Here is a 15312-nt window from a genome sequence, read left to right on the forward strand (position 1 = left end):
ATTCCCCCACTACTTTTTAACTCCCAGTTGATTAAGTACGTCCTTTGGCACAGATTCTTTTGATACAGTACCAAAGTGAACTCCTCCTGCATTGTCATCAAAATATCTGTAAATTTTCCCGTCCTTTCCTACACCATACCATGTTTTCATATTTAATAACCGTTCATAAGACAGGTTATAACGGTAATACTCTGGTCGCCGCTCCTTCCCCCGCGATAAAATTACTGTGGCAGTAAAACGGCTTGGCGGCGAATCTTGCGTAACAGGTCGTTTAATGGCATTCCCTTGCCGTCCCCTCCGTTTTCGCGGCTTAATCAGCGCATCCTTAGTCCGCGACATTTCACGTTCCCCCAAACTTTTTTGAAATTTCTTCCCCAAAACGGCATAGTTCATGCGAATAATACGATGACTAACGCCGGGGGTAGTATTACCCCCACGATATTTAGTCAACGTAATCAGCGATATCCTTGACGCTCGGATATGTCGCCATAATCGCCGTAGATGTGACGGTATTATTAATGGAATACAACAGAAGAGTAGTCGCCGAAATGTTCCCCAGAGGTCGCCGCGATATAGGACAGAAAAGCGGAAATACGGCGATACCATAACGTCTAATTTGAAGGAGAGGATATTGCTGGTAGGACGTTGAAAATTCCAAGGGATTGCCGTCGATAATGTCCGCTTTCGCAAATTCGCATAATTGCATTAGAAATCGTCGGAAGACGCATTGGATAAGGGATTGAGCCATGTCCGAAATCAAGTGAATGGCGTTGAAATAACGTCAAATGTGACATACAAACATTTATCGTCGGCTAAAAAAACAGGTCAATCATGGTGGTATCTGACCATAATCGACCTGTTCGGTGTAACGGAGTAGCGTTATTCGGGTTATAAAATTCAAGCATTGATGTGCGTAAAAGCAAACTGACAAAATCTTTATACGGGTCTTACATGGGTTATATGAGTTATTGGTTGAATGATGGAGTCATTCGGCACTTGGTAGCGCCCACCAAAACAAAGAAAAACCTTGACGGGCTAAAGAGCCAATCAAGGTTTTAATATCTTTAACGATACGATTCTACTTTAATAAACATAGATGGAATAGAATCTGCCAACCATACAGAATTATTGCCTTGGTAAAACTTCACCCCCTCATTTGAAGCCTTTTCAGCTTCTATCTTGAGCAGTACTGGGTTTGAATCTTTACGTTTTAGCAAGGCGTAATGCCATTAATAATTGTTCTATGCTTACCCAACCCTCATTATCTAGCCCTAATTCATACTCCCAAGGGGCATGTCTTAAAGCACAAGAAACCTCTTTGCTAAGTTTAGGAAAGTCCATAGTTCATCTTCTTCCTTAATCAAATTCAATCATTTCGTTCATAGCATCCCTAAACCAATCCCAAAAATCGGCGTACTCTTTCCTCTGCTCGTAACCAGAGGAAGCAAAGTCATGAATTACTTGCACTCCTTCCCCTTTCATTGGTTCAAAGCAAGCTAAATCATCGTTATCTAATCTTCTCGCAAATGGAATAAGTGTTCTATTAGGATACCGCTCCTTTAACCCCTCTATCCTTGAGACAACTTGGTCACCGTTCATAATAATCCATGGGTCAAGGTTTATTAAATTAAGCCTTACCACCTTAAATAGCGATTCCGGATAGCGAAACCCATTTGGCAACACTGATTTTTCGGGTAACCTAATCTCCATGTTAATTACCATCCCATCCTGTAATATTTGAGCCATTTGGATTAGTTGTTCTATAGGATGAATTTTGATTGTTAATTCTATTGGTGACTGCTTCACCCCAAGTTGTTGGAACTTGACCATTCCTTTATACAAACCTTTGTGCACTATCTGCCGGAATTGGGACCTTCATTATACTTGACAGAAAAATTTTCGATATTATCTTGTCTTTCAAAAAAATCCTTCGTTTCAGACCATACCCCTATTTCATATTCTGTATTTAATGTTTTAGATAATTCTAGCAGAACATCCTTAGTCATTTCGTTTTATCATCTCCAAATTTTATTTTTTGGGTTTTGGAATGTAAACCCCACCCTAAGCAGGAGAATGAACTGATACAATTCCTCCACTTTCGTTGGTCACAACCTTATTCCCACGAGAATCCGTATCCTAGAATATGCGACATCTGACCTTTTCACTCTCTATATCGAGACAGGGCTGTGCGTACAGGCATATTAGAATATCTTAAGGGGGTGATGAGGGTTAAGTTCCTTTGGACTTATCCAGCGGATTTATTATTCGGCACTGGGTGGGGGTAAAAGAAATGCCTTGAAGGGTGAGCCCCCTCAAGACATTTGATAGTTTTAATGTGATAATCCTACATCAAACAACTTTCCATCAATATCTACAGCCGATGCTTCAATTATCAGCTCTCTTCCCCAAATTTCCAAGCAAAAGTTTGTCCTAGTTGTTAGATGGGGATATTCGTCAGAAACACAACTCACTTTTATTTGTTTTGATTTTTCTTTAAGAAACGTAACGGATGTGAGTTCTAGATAGTCATCGCCTTCCGGTTCAAACGGGGATTGGTCATTCAAATAGTAGAACGCCTTAACATTGTTAAACCTCAGCTGATGATGAAATTGCTCCCCATTGTTAATAACCTTAATATTAAATAAGATTGAGTGGTTAAATATATCGAAAACATGTTTTTCAATAATGCCTGACCACAGACAGTTTAAGTAGTTTTGAATATCTTCCATATTTCCTTTCACCTACTTTCCACCTGACTTCACATAATTATCAATCATTTTTAGAATTTGGTCCATATAGTTATCAGATAAATCAATATGCGTTGTAGCCATATCGTTGGACAGTTTACCATCTAAAGTAAGAGCCCCTTTGTTCCCAACAGAAACCCTAAAGTACGCTTTGTCTCTCCCTCCTGAACCTGCGTTCATAACTCGCACCATTATTGGCTGATTCTTGGATAGGGGATTGGTAATATTTATTATCTTCCAACCATCGCCACTTGCTTCAACTACATTACCGCCCAGTTTACCCGATAATGAATTAGCTACCGATTTCGTATCAAAACAATTTGTATTATGCACCCAAATCCCAAGGTCACTGACGAAGTAGGTATGAAACTCATCAACCGTCATGTTGTAAACCGTGACATGCTTGTGCAACAGTTCAATACTCTCAATTTTGAGTGTATTCCCATCACTCTGAACAAGCAAGTCACCGACCTTAAGGTCTTTGACGAACGTCCACCCTTTATCCTTCACATAGAACGGATGGTTGAAGGTCGATTCAATCGTCTGACCGCCCACATGAATCTTGTAAATCTCGTCCGTCTCATGGTTGAACGTAGCCGTTACCTCTTTATACGCAACCTCGCCAGTCTCTTCATTCTTGGAAAGAACCTTATCTCCGACTTCAATGTCTTCGATATTTTTCTCCCCTTCGTCTGTTTGCACCTTGGTTCCCGCCGTAAAGCAGTTACAGTCGTATTTAGCTTTTGAGTAAGATGTCGAGGTGCTGTTCTTCGGTGTTTGAGCTGCCTTCGGCGTGCTTTTTAATCCTTTGGCTGGGGCCCCTTTACTCCCCCTACTTCCACCAATCGAACCAATGGAGCCATAAAGTGAAAGATATAGGTTATCCCATACTTCTTCCTCTATAGCCTCCCGGTAAGCATTAAGCAACTGATCTCTTGCCCAGTAAGCTTTTCCTCGACTATTTGTCTCAACAGTGCTTGTTTGTGTTAAAAGCCCGTATAGGTATTTAAATCTATTATTGTTTCGATCGTTATATATAGGTTTAAATATATTGCCAAAGTAAACACGATACTGCCAATAATCATCATATTTGGTTGATGTCTGAAGCATCGCTTGGTTCATGTAGTACTCGACTTCTTGTGCTTTATATGGGTTTAATTTAAAGTGCCCGCTCGGATCCACGTAAATCAGCGGATTATTCTCCACATACGCATACAAATTCTGACTAAGCGGATTTCCTAATGTCCCCCTGTACGTATCCTCGCTAATAAACCGTCCAATCTCCGGCTGGTAATAGCGAGCTCGGGCGTATGTCAAACCGTCATTATAACCATATCCCAAACCGGTGTATCCAAACAAATTATCCGGTCCCGGCCAGTTTAGGTCGAACTTCTTGCCGTCCAGCGGGATGCCGAATTCGTCGTAGTGGTAGCGTGCCGACACGCGGCCGTCTTTTTCTACGAGGCCCAGGGCGCTGCCGAGCGCATCCTCCATATACCAGAGCGTCTTCGACTGCGTTCCCGGCTTGGCTCCGCCATCACCCGGAACCGGCTCCCAGCCGTTGTTCGGGTCATAGGCCGGCAGGTAGGTCATGCTCAGCCGTTCTCCGCCTGCTCCGTATACGTAAGATTGCTTCCACTTGCTGTCGTCCGTTTCAGCGACCTGCAGCGGCTCTGGAAGCTCCAGGCTGACGTCATTGGTGAAGTTCAGCTCCCAGTGCTTTTTCTTGTACTGTTTCTCCCAGCCGTCCCGTGGGCCGCCTGGATGCATATCCGGGTATTCTTCGTCGTATTGGCCGCATTTTTTGGCTAGTCCCGGCGGAATGAAGCCCGGTGGTACTACGTGGCAGTTGCCCTTGCCGTTTCCGTTTTCATTTCCATTTCCATTACCATTTCCGTGACCGTTACCATTTCCGTTGCCATTGCCATTGCCATTTCCGTTACCATTCCCGTTTCCGTTATTGCCGTTACCATTACCGTTGCCGTTGCCTCTGCCCCCATGGGCATAGTCAATCGTCATCTTCATCCGGTTGCCATCGCCGTCATAAGCATATTTCGTGACGTCTCCACGCTCGTTCGTCTGCTTGATCAGGCGATTTGCTCCGTCCCAAACATATTGCTGAACGATCTCCGGAGCGGACCATTTTCCGATGGAATCCAGCAGATTTAATGGCGCGCCCGGCCCAGGAGTCGGAAGCCCTGCTGCAGGATCCACTGCTGTAGGATCAACTCCTGCAGGATCCATTGTCGCCGGATCGTATACGTCCGTTGTAACGCTTGGATCTGCGTACGTAATCCCGGTCACCGAGAATGTTTCCGGAAGCCTCAGCTGCTGCCGGATGACCTCCAGCAGGTTGCCCCGCGGATCATAACGGTAATCGTTGATTTCCGTGCCGCTGGTCATTTGAAGCAACCGATCCGCCGCGTCGTACGTGTAATTTTCCGTATCGGCCAGGTCGCCCCAATGGCTGCTCTTGGCCGTCCGGTTGCCGACGGCGTCATATTGGTAGGTCGTGATGGACGGCAGACCCGCTTCCGCGTTCTGTCTTTGCACCTGAATGAGTTGGTTCAAGGCGTCGTATGCGTAATCTGTAATAATACGTTTCTCTTTGTCGTTTGCGTCGGCATCGTCTTCGTCGTTGCCGTCCGACATACGCTCCGTCCGGACCAGGTTTCCTGCCGGGTCGTAAGCATACGACAGCTTCTCCAGGACCTTGCCGAATTGATTCCGATGGGTCAAGCCGACGAGCTGTCCGGCATCGTCATAGCGATACGTGCTTTCCCCAAGCGTCGGAAGATGCTTGGATACAAGCAACCCTCTGGCATCATAATCATAGGAAGTGGTTCTGCCCGCCGCGTCGGTCACGGACGTCATGCGGTCCAACAGATCGTATTGGTAGCTGACGGATGTTCCATCCGGGTATTCTACGCGGCTGCGCTGACCGGTTGGCGTCCATTCGTAACGAATCGTGCGAGCATTCGGATCCTTGACCGATATAAGCCGGTTCAGCGCGTCGTAGGCGTACGTCGTCGTGCCCAGATTGTCCGTCATCTGTGTTCTGCGGCCGGCGGCGTCATATTGGTAGCCGACATGTTTGCCGTCCGGGTACCGGATGCCGGTCAAACGGCTGAGCAAATCGTAAGCGTAGCTGGTTTCGGTGCCGTCCGGAGCGGTCATGCCCGTCACATTGCCGACGCTGTCATACGCAAACTCGGTAATCCGCTGATCCGGAGCGATCTCCCGGATCAAGTCGCCGCGGCGGTTATACTGATACCCTGTCGCGCGACCGAGCGCGTCCGTCTTGGAGACGATGTTGCCTAAAGCATCGTAGGCATAAGCCGTCTTGTTGCCCAAAGCGTTCGTGACCTGCGTAAGGCGTCCAAGCGCGTCATACGCATAAGCCGTCGTCTGCCCCTTGGCATCCGTCAAACCGGTCACCAGGTCATGGGCATTGTAGGCAAACTGGGTGGCTTGGCCCAACGGATCGACCATGCGGGTGACCCGGTTCAGCGGGTCGTAGGCGTAGATCGTTGTTTTTCCGGCTTCGTCGGCAGACTGAACGACGCGCCCGAGCGCATCCCGGGTTACCGTCGACTCTCCGCCAAGCGGATCGATCGTCTTCACGAGCAAACCTCGTGCGTCGTATTCCATCTTCCATTCTGCGCCGTTCGGACCGGTGATCCGAGTAAGGCGGCCCGAACCGTCATAGGCATAGGCCGTTACCTGCCCAAGTGCATCCGTCTGCGAAGTCAGTCGCCCCAAGGCATCATACGCATACACAACCGCGTGGCCCAGCGGATCGGTTTCCTGCGTCAAACGTCCGGCGCCGTCATAGCTGAATCGGGTCACGCCGCCTTCCGCATCCCTGATCTCAACCGGAAGGTTACGCCGGTCATAAGCGATCCGGGTTTCCGCGCCGCTTGCTTCCACCTGGAGGGTCAGGTTCCCGTTGCCGTCATATTCATAACGGGTAACGCTGCCTTCAGGATCGGTCGCCGCCGCGATCCGATTGTTGTCGTCGTAGGCATAAACCGTCTCGCCCCCTTTCGGGTCGGTTATTTTGACGAGATTGCCCACTCCGTCGTATTCGTAACGGGTGACGCCGCCCAAAGCGTCCGTTTCTTTGGCTAAGCGCGCATAACTGTCATATTCGTATTTCGTTTTGGAGCCTGCCGTATCCGTATAAGCGGTCAGGTTGCTGTCCTTGTCATATTCGAACCGTTCCGCCTGCCCCAAAGCGTCGATTCGTTTCGTCACCCGGTCGCGCGGATCGTATTCGAAGCTTGTCCGCTGTCCAAGCGCATCGATGATGTCGGTGACCCGGTGCAGAGGGTCCCGGACCATTTCCATCCGGTTGCCGAGCGGGTCCTTCAAGGAACGGGCAAAACCGGACGCGTCATTTTCGATCGTCGTCGTTTCGCCGTTAGGGTTTACCACTGCTTCCGCGAAGCCGCGGTCGTTGACGACGATTTTGGAGACGCCGCCAAGCGGATCGGTCATGCTTGTCAGGTTGCCTTTTCCGTCGTAACCGAACACCGTTTTATTCCCCAGCGGGTCGACCACTTCCTCCGGAAGATTGAAGGCATTGTACCGGATTTCGGTCTGATATCCCTCAGGGTCCTTTGCCCGGATCAGGTTGCCGCTGCCGTCGTACATATACTCCCATACGCTGCCGTTACGATCCATTTTTTGAATGACATTGTCGTTCGCGTCGTAAAGGAAACGTTCGGTCGTTCCATCCGGGTATGTGATGGCCGTTTGACGGTACCGCTCGTCGTAGAAATGGACGGTTTTACGTCCCAGCGCATCGGTAGTCACTGTCTTCTTCTCATTCGGGAAATATTCGATATCCCCCCAAGCTCCGGAAAAATCGCGCTGGCGCACGACCCGGTCCTGATCGTCATATTCATTGACGAGGGACATTGTCTCGTTCGGGTTGCCGATCTCTGTCATCCGGTGCTTTTCATCGTACTTGTAAGTGATCCGCGCGCCGTCCGGCAAAATCATCGCCTTCAGGTCGTGGTTCACGGCATCGTATTCGTAAGCCGCATACCGGCCCGATTGATCCGTAACCCGGACCACTTTGCCGCCGTCCCCGTAGGTGAGCGTCAGCTTAGCACCTTCCGTCGAAATCTCCGTCAGTAGGCTGCCGGCATACGACAGCTGAACGGTATTCCCGTTGGCATCGGCGATCCGCAGCAGCTTGCCGTCTTTCCGGTAAGTGTATTTCCACTTCTGCGGCGTCTCCTGGGTGAAGGTTCCGTCCGGTTGTTGAACGAGCGTATCGTACTGGCCGTCCATGCCTTGATAACGTCCGCCGCCGATCGGCTCAAAGCGGAAGCTTGCGCCTTCCGGTGACACGGCGTACAGGATTCCGCCTTCGCGGAATTCCAGCTTCCGTTCGTACGTATGATGCCATCCGACCCCGAAATCCCCGTCGTATCTGTCGCGGCTGTGGTAGGTAAGGGTCATGTCGAGCGGCATCAACGCCGGGACGTCGATATTCGTTTGATAAAAAGTGAAATCCCCTGTTGCAAGGTTGATCGGGTCAAACGCGGCGGCAAGCGGAAATCCGTTGCGGTTCGCGAATTCCTCCTGAATTCTCTCGTCGTCATCCCTGCCGATTTCGCCGGCTTGCCGCGGATTCAGAATGAGCAGGTTGATGTCCTTTTCGAGGGTCCCGTAACAAACCTGGCCGCTGCAATCCTGCACGGGGAAGCCGTTAAATTCGGCGATGTCGGCAATCTTCTGAACGATGGCGTCCTTTTCGATGACATTATAATAATAGCTGGCGACGACCGCCCAATTGACGCCCCATGAAGGCGTTTTATAGCGCAGCACGCTGAGCGTGTCCGACGCATTCGAACGCTTTTTGTCCAGATCCCTCGTCGCAAACGCCTGAATTTCGGCAATTTCGTATGCCGGGAGTTTGACCTTGATCTCCCACTCGCCGACGTATTTCTGCGGCTTGTTGTCGGCTCTTTCGGGAAAATCGGTAAAATAGGTTTTGTCCACCGCGATTTTTTTCGCCCAATCCGATGCGAGCGGACGAACCGGAATTCCCGAAGCGAGCGTGTCCACTTTGCCGTCGTCTACGGTCGTGTCGTTGCCCACCCGGCGGATCCGTTTCATCTTTAGTTCCACTTTGGTGCCGATTTCCGCGATTCCGCGGATGACATGCTCCTCGCTTGCCGGATCGGGCACGATTTCCATGCCCTTCGGCGCCGGCGGATTGGCGTTCGAAATTTGGACTTCGCCCGCTTTTCCGTTTTTCGGAAACCGTTTCGGCGTCACTTTAATCTCGTATTTGCCTTCCGCCGCCGGCTTTCCGTTGACTTTTCCGTCCCATACGTACTTGTTTTTATTCAGGGTCGGATAGGTTCCTTCGTGCAGTACGGCAACGGTAGAACCGTTTTGTTCCAGACTGATGACCGTTTCATGCGACTGCTGCGTCGTATCGTTCGGATCGGGATTGTCGAAGCTGAAACTGACCTCCGTCTGTCCTCCGTACACGGAACTAAAAGAATACGGGTCGATTTGCAGCGACGTTTCCGCAAAAGCCTTCGGCAATTGCTGGGACGGGAACAAAGGAAACCCAGCGATCAAAATAATGAACGCCAGCAGCGTTTTGCCGACGGTCCCAAGCTTGTCGAAGCAGCCCTTTAGCGCCCGGGGTTTCAACCGATTAATCATGGAACACCTCTCCCTTCATCGCCAGCCAGCGGTAAATGACCATTGCGGCCTCGGCCCGTGTCGATGTCGCTCCCGGATTCAGACGATCCCCGTCGCCCTTGATCAACCCGCTTTGAATCGCGGCCTGTACGGATGGCTTGGCCCAATCCCGAACCGATCCGGCGTCCTTGTATCCGGCGAGGAGATCGCTTTGTTCGTCTTTACGAAGGCCTGCCGCATTCGCCAGCATGACCATCATTTCCGCCCGGGTGATTGGCGCATTCGGCTTGAACAGGCCGCCTTCATACCCTTTGATCCATCCCGCTGCCGCCGCCTGCTCGACCGAGTCGGCCGCCCAATGCCCCTCAGGGACGTCGCGGAAGGAGCGGCGATTCTCAGGCTGCTGCGCATCCAGCCCGGCGGCTTGAACGAGCATCTTGGCGAATTGCGCGCGCGTCACCGGCTGCCCGGGCGCAAACGCTCCGTTTTCCATGCCGTTCACGATCCACCGGGAGGCCAGCACTTCCACTTCCGCCTTCGCCCAATGGCCGTTCATGTCCTTAAAGGATGGCGCATACAGGAAAATGCCGTATAAGCCCGACTCTTGAACCTTCGCGCGTACCGTTTTCCACAACGCGTCGACCGTTCCCCCGCTGTATACCCAGCGTCCCGCGCTTTCGTCAAAGCGGTAAATGCCTGCGCGGTTTGCCGCATCGGCATTTTTCAGCGGCTCATCCAGCTGGAAGGTTAGCGCAGCGGATTTCAAAGGTTTCGTGTCCGCGGTCCACTTCCACGCCACGCCGGTCCAGGTCATGCCGCTCGCGAGACGGTCGGACGGAAGGCTGCCGATTTTTTCAAGCGTAATCCGGGTATCGGAAGCGAACGCTCCCTGGCCGAATTCAAGCTGGAACGCTTGCCCCTTCGCCGCCACGCCTCCTTTCGGCCCGATAACGATGCCATCAGCCGGTATGCTTCCGGTTCCGCTGCCGTTTGCCGGCGTGGCTTCCGTTTTTTCGGTCCGGATAATATCTCGGCTAACCAACGTTCCGTTGTTGACGAATGTCAGCTTCTCCCCGTTAAAGCCGATAAAAGCGGTAGGTTTCGTCAGGCCCAAACTGAAGATTTGCCCGCTTTTCAGATCGGCTGCCCGCATGATCGCCGCATCGCCGGAAGCTTCCAGCCAGACAGCCGTTCCGTGGGAGATACTCATTTCTTTATACTCGCGTTGCCCTTCCTTGGCCGGCTTCGTCAAATCGACCGGTTGCGGGCTGTTGCTGCTCATATCTATGTAGACGTACTTCCCGTTTCCGTCCAAATCTTTTTGTTTCCATAAAATTTCTTCGCCGTTATATACAAAACGCTCCACATATTCGGTATATGGCAGGTCGACGATTTTGTTATGTTTGCCCGCGGCGACGTTATATTCGTATAAATCTCCGTCTTCGCCGCCTTTGTAGACAACGCGTCCGTTCTTTATCACAGGATCCCGGCCTCGCCCCAAATCGGTTAACTCTCCAGTTGCCAAGTTGTACAAGGTCATCGTATAGGAAGGAAACGTCTGCCAGACCACAAAATCGCCGTCCGCCAGCGGCGCGCTGTTTTGTCCCGTATTTTTGTTCAGCTTGGTTTCGGTTTTCGTGCTGACATTGTAGCTGTATACGTCCCAGTTCAAATTGTCGTCGGTGCCGCTGTCATTCCGCTTATCGATCCAAACGACGACCGCTTCCCCTTTGCCGTTGATCCCGACGGAAGGAGAATCGGTCAATTTTCCATGGGTCGTGATCGCTTGGCTTTGTCCGGTTTTCGTATTCCCGTAAAAAATTTGCCCTTTCAGCTTGGCGCTGTTTCCGCGCCATACCGCATGTTCACCCGAAATCCGGATGTTTGCGCCGCTAATCGATAACGGGGACATTTCGTCCTGATAGGTGAATACGGTTTCCGCTGAGACCCGCTGTACCTCCGGAATGACTCCCCCCAGCAGTCCTGCCGCAAGCAGAGCTGACATCCATTTTTTAGTGCTACCCCTCATGTTTTTCCTCCTTAAGACAGCAAAAAACCAAGCACCATGAGCAACCCGGCTGTCAGTCCATGAATAGGCTTCATGGAGTAAGACCCGTGGCTTTGCGTCCCCGACTTTCGTACGGGTTTGCCTTTGTTCAAGCACCTGGTTTAGCGCTTTCTGCGTAGTTCTTTGAATCTATTTTTAATCAGAATTATATAAATAGTTACAAAAAGTTACAATATGTAATGAAATATATGGTTCTTAGAACCTTAATTTTCGTCATTCAACATTGCACAATTGCGTAAACAAAAACATTTTTATTTCTTCTAACAGGAAGAAAACCAACCGCAGTTCACCACGCAAACCATCTTGAACTAAAAAAGGCCAGGTGCCGGTTTTTTTTGAAAACAGCCGCTTATGCAACATTTTGTGTTAACGTCCCGTCTGGAACGGTGAAAGGCATGCATCATTTTCCAATGAAAGGTTTGGCAAAAGTATTTCGGAAATGAGCTGCCGACTGATAACCAAAACGTTCGTACAAGCTCACGTATATAGGAGGAATGACAGATGAATAAAATGTACAAAGTGCTCGCGACCGCATCCATTTTGGCTCTGGCAGCCATGCCCGTGGCGGCAAACGCGCAGCAGCTCCCTGCCCAAGCGGTGCAAAAGGGAAACGCCAACAAGCAAACCGACGTCAAAAACGTTCCGGCAACCTGGGGACAAATCACGGATTTCGTGCAAGACAAATCGGATAAATTCATTACCGTGACCGGACGCGGACTCGCGCCGACCGATCAGGACGAAATCATCCTGGCCATTACGCCAAAAACGAAATTCATCGACGCCAAAGGCAAAACCGTTCCTCTGCAAAAAATCATCGACGGGCACAAAACCGTCAAAGCTTTCTACAGCCCGAACATCACAAAAAGCCTTCCGGCCCGCGGAACCGCGCTGACGCTGGTCGTTCAGGACCAAAGCTTCTCGGCTATCGACGGTAAGGTAACCGAGGTAAGAGACGGCCGCATTTTGGTAAAAGGCACTGACCTTTACAACAAACACGACGAGGAAATTTGGCTGCATTTCGCGGATAAAGCAACGATCATCGATCAAAACCGCAAAGCCATCGCCGCCGGAGACATCAAGGAAGGCATGAGCGTGAGAGCATTTTACGGTCCGGCCGTTGCAATGAGCCTTCCGCCGCAATCCGGAACGAATTACGTGATCGTGAACACGAACATGGAAGACGTCAATCCCGGGGAGGTTAACGAGTTGACGGCAGGGACCGCAGGCGTCATTACCGACCAAAAAGACGGCAAAATCACGGTCATCGGCCAACCGCTGGAAAAAGGCGGCGTCAACTATGTCGTGTTGTCCATCGACGACAAAACGCAAATCGTCGATGAAGACGGCAACAAACTGACCAAGGATGCGCTCAAAACGAGCGGCCATGTGGAAGCGACCTACAGCGCCGTCATGACGCTGATTTATCCCGCTCACACCCATGCAGACAAAATCGTGGTGAAAAAAGCGGAAGCCGTCAAAATCGAAGGCACCGTCATGCCGTCCGACCGCACATCCAAAGATCAAGTGTACGTGAACGTCGGTTCCGATAATTCCACGGCAAACGACGTGATCCTGAACATTTCGAAGGATACGACGATCATCCCGCTGATCGGCGGCGACACGGATCTTCGCGCCGGAACGAAAATCGTCGCGTTCCATTCGCCGATCATGACCAAATCGCTGCCGGGTATCACAAGCGCCGAGGTCGTGATCGTGACGTCGGACAAAGATACGGTGCAGCCTAAATAAGCAGCATCATCAACGCACGAAAACCCGGCCGATTCATCAGAAGAATCGGCCGGGTTTTTTGGTATGCGCGGACATGAGGGAACAGACCGTATGCGGACATAACCAGCGGACGTTTTTTTTACCGACCAAAATCTCATGTATGATCATCAAAGACCATCGATCGCCAACGATGTTCAATGTCTGCAATACGCCGCCGTTCTCAAGAACGGTAACCTCCGAGCCGAAGCCTGCATAGATGGAGGCAAATTCCAGGAACTATTTCTTCGTAATCATCCACGTCACGCCGAACCGGTCAATGACCTCTCCATAATAAGCGCCCCAGGGCTGAAGGGCAAAAGGATATTTGCTTTCCCCGCCGAGAGAATCGATGTAAAAATTCGCCTGGCTTTTTGCATCCTTCGATATCAGATAAGCGTTCATTTGTGCTCCCATAAAAAAAGACACCCGGCTTTCGGCCAGGTGTTTCATGGAATCGGCGCGAAATTCACGTCCCTCCTACTTATTTTCCAGCTTCGTCTCCTCTACTCTTTTCAGCGCCGCATCGTACGTGTCGATCAGCTTTTGCACGCCGAGCCCGTTGATTTCTTTTACGTATTGGTCCCATTCGTTTAAGCTTCTTGTGCCGAGGACGAATTTAGAGAAGTTTTCTTCCCTGTATTTTTTCACGGCCTGCCCCGTGACCGAAAGCACCTCGTTTTCCTCGTCCGTAAACGCCGGTTTCGGCTGCATCGCAGGCGGATCATATTTGACGGCTTCCTCGTAAGCCTTTTTCAAATCCGGCGAAAACAGCGACAGATGCGCGTTAAAGTCGATCCAGGTGTACGTGCCGCTCGTCTGCAGTCCGGTCTGCTTCCGCATTTCCGTCACGTCGGTGAACTCGGGTTTGAATTTTTTCTGCCCGTTTTCCTCTGTATACGTTTCGCCTTCTTTGCCCCAGCTGCTTAACGTCCGCCCTTCTTCGCTGTAGAAAAAGTCCATGTATTTCATGATGTCGTCTTTATGCTTGGAGGTCGACGCAACCGTCAAACCGCCCTCAAGGTAGTGGAAATAAGGATTCTGCGGTTTCTGGCCCGGCAGCCCGGACGGTGGCGCCATAAACTGCAGGCTGTATTCCGGATTGTCCTTGCGCATGGCGTTGTTGAAAAAATCGACGCGGCTGATATAGTCGATCGTAATAAACGACTGGCCGGTGGACATGACGTCCTGCCACTGCTTCGTCTGGATCGAGAGAAAATCCGGCGGAATCAGCCCTTCCTTGTAGAAGGTGTGCCACATGCCGACCATCGCCTTGTAGTTGTCCTCCGTCGGTCCGAACTTCCATTTTTTCTCGTCAAAGTTGTAATAGACGTCCGTGCCGCTGCCGAAATTGGTCGTCAAATTCGCCATCATTTCATCCGGGATTTGGCCGAAGCGCATGGAAAGCGGATAGCTTTCCGGATAAAGCTCCTTCAGTTTTTTGAGGGCTTGATGCAGCTCTTCGTACGTTTTGGGAACGGCAAGGTTATGCTTTTTGAAAACATCCTCGCGGTAGAGCCAGATCATCCGGTTCGTTTCCCCGAAGCCCTGGTTCGGGAACATATACATTTTGCCGTCGGCGGACAGCGCCGCTTTCGCTTCTTCCGGATATTGCTCCATCCATTTTTTCAGGTTCGGCATCTGGTCGACATGGTCCAAAATGTTTTCCAAAGCCCCCTGATCGCCGTATTTGTTGGAATCGCGGCGGCTCGACATATACATCAGGTCCGGCAGGTTGCCCGAGGCCATGACCAGGTTAAGCGTATCGCTCAGCTTGCCGGACGGCGTTTCGACGTTTAACGTCACGCCCGTTTTGTCTTTGATCCATTTCCAAATCGGCCAATCCTTGCTGTACGGAAAGGTTGCGTTGTTATCCAGAAGCGCCGAGAGTGTGACCTCGCTTTTCGATGGCGCCGCAGGTTCGGTCCCGCCTTTCGGTTCCGCGGCCGGAGTTTCCTTTCCCGTGCCCGAAGTGCAGCCGGCCGCAGCAAGCATCAATACGAGCAGCGCCGCCAAAATCGTATACGACCGTTTTTTGCCCATGTACATCCCCCTTGAATT

General features: G+C 50.8%; 8 protein-coding genes, 1 pseudogene and 1 riboswitch. Of the genes and pseudogenes, 1 reads left to right on the plus strand and 8 read right to left on the minus strand.

The features are described from left to right. Positions 1-9 precede the first annotated feature (9 nt). From AC27KL_RS01970 to AC27KL_RS01995, 6 genes and pseudogenes are all read right to left on the minus strand, one after another. The gene (locus AC27KL_RS01970; protein ID WP_487168615.1) at positions 10-450 is read right to left on the minus strand and encodes a hypothetical protein; all 441 of its coding nucleotides are present in this window, start codon (positions 448-450) and stop codon (positions 10-12) included. A gap of 614 nt (positions 451-1064) precedes the next feature. Next, positions 1065-1341: pseudogene (locus AC27KL_RS01975) on the minus strand (RNA 2'-phosphotransferase). Positions 1342-1356: 15 nt separating this feature from the next. Next, a complete protein-coding gene (locus AC27KL_RS01980) occupies positions 1357-1830 on the minus strand; it encodes a hypothetical protein (RefSeq protein WP_339323100.1) in 474 nt (157 codons plus the stop codon). A 500-nt stretch (positions 1831-2330) separates the two neighbouring features. Next, entirely contained in the window at positions 2331-2741 is a 411-nt protein-coding gene (locus AC27KL_RS01985; protein WP_487168616.1) for a YxiG family protein, read from the minus strand. Next, positions 2742-9440, minus strand: coding sequence for a polymorphic toxin-type HINT domain-containing protein (locus AC27KL_RS01990; RefSeq protein ID WP_487168617.1), 6699 nt, complete (start codon positions 9438-9440; stop codon positions 2742-2744). After that, positions 9433-11448 (minus strand): S-layer homology domain-containing protein, encoded by a 2016-nt coding sequence (locus AC27KL_RS01995; protein WP_487168618.1) that lies wholly within the window; start codon positions 11446-11448, stop codon positions 9433-9435. The genes AC27KL_RS01990 and AC27KL_RS01995 overlap by 8 nt, the downstream gene beginning before the upstream one ends. A gap of 36 nt (positions 11449-11484) precedes the next feature. Then, a riboswitch (cyclic di-GMP riboswitch) is annotated at positions 11485-11580 on the minus strand. A gap of 408 nt (positions 11581-11988) precedes the next feature. On the opposite strand from AC27KL_RS01995, the gene AC27KL_RS02000 reads away from it, so the two are divergent. Beyond that, positions 11989-13236: a peptidase gene (locus AC27KL_RS02000; RefSeq protein WP_487168619.1), complete on the plus strand. Its 1248-nt coding sequence runs from the start codon at positions 11989-11991 to the stop codon at positions 13234-13236. 255 nt (positions 13237-13491) lie between these two features. On the opposite strand, the gene AC27KL_RS02005 is transcribed toward AC27KL_RS02000, so the two are convergent. Together AC27KL_RS02005 and AC27KL_RS02010 are read right to left on the minus strand one after the other, a co-directional pair. Further along, entirely contained in the window at positions 13492-13668 is a 177-nt protein-coding gene (locus AC27KL_RS02005; RefSeq protein WP_487168620.1) for a hypothetical protein, read from the minus strand. 63 nt (positions 13669-13731) lie between these two features. Further along, positions 13732-15294 carry an extracellular solute-binding protein gene (locus tag AC27KL_RS02010; RefSeq protein WP_487168621.1) on the minus strand — a complete coding sequence of 521 codons (1563 nt, stop codon included), beginning with the start codon at positions 15292-15294 and terminating at the stop codon, positions 13732-13734. Between the last annotated feature and the right edge of the window lie 18 nt (positions 15295-15312).

It is taken from the genome of Paenibacillus sp. YAE3 (assembly GCF_057546105.1).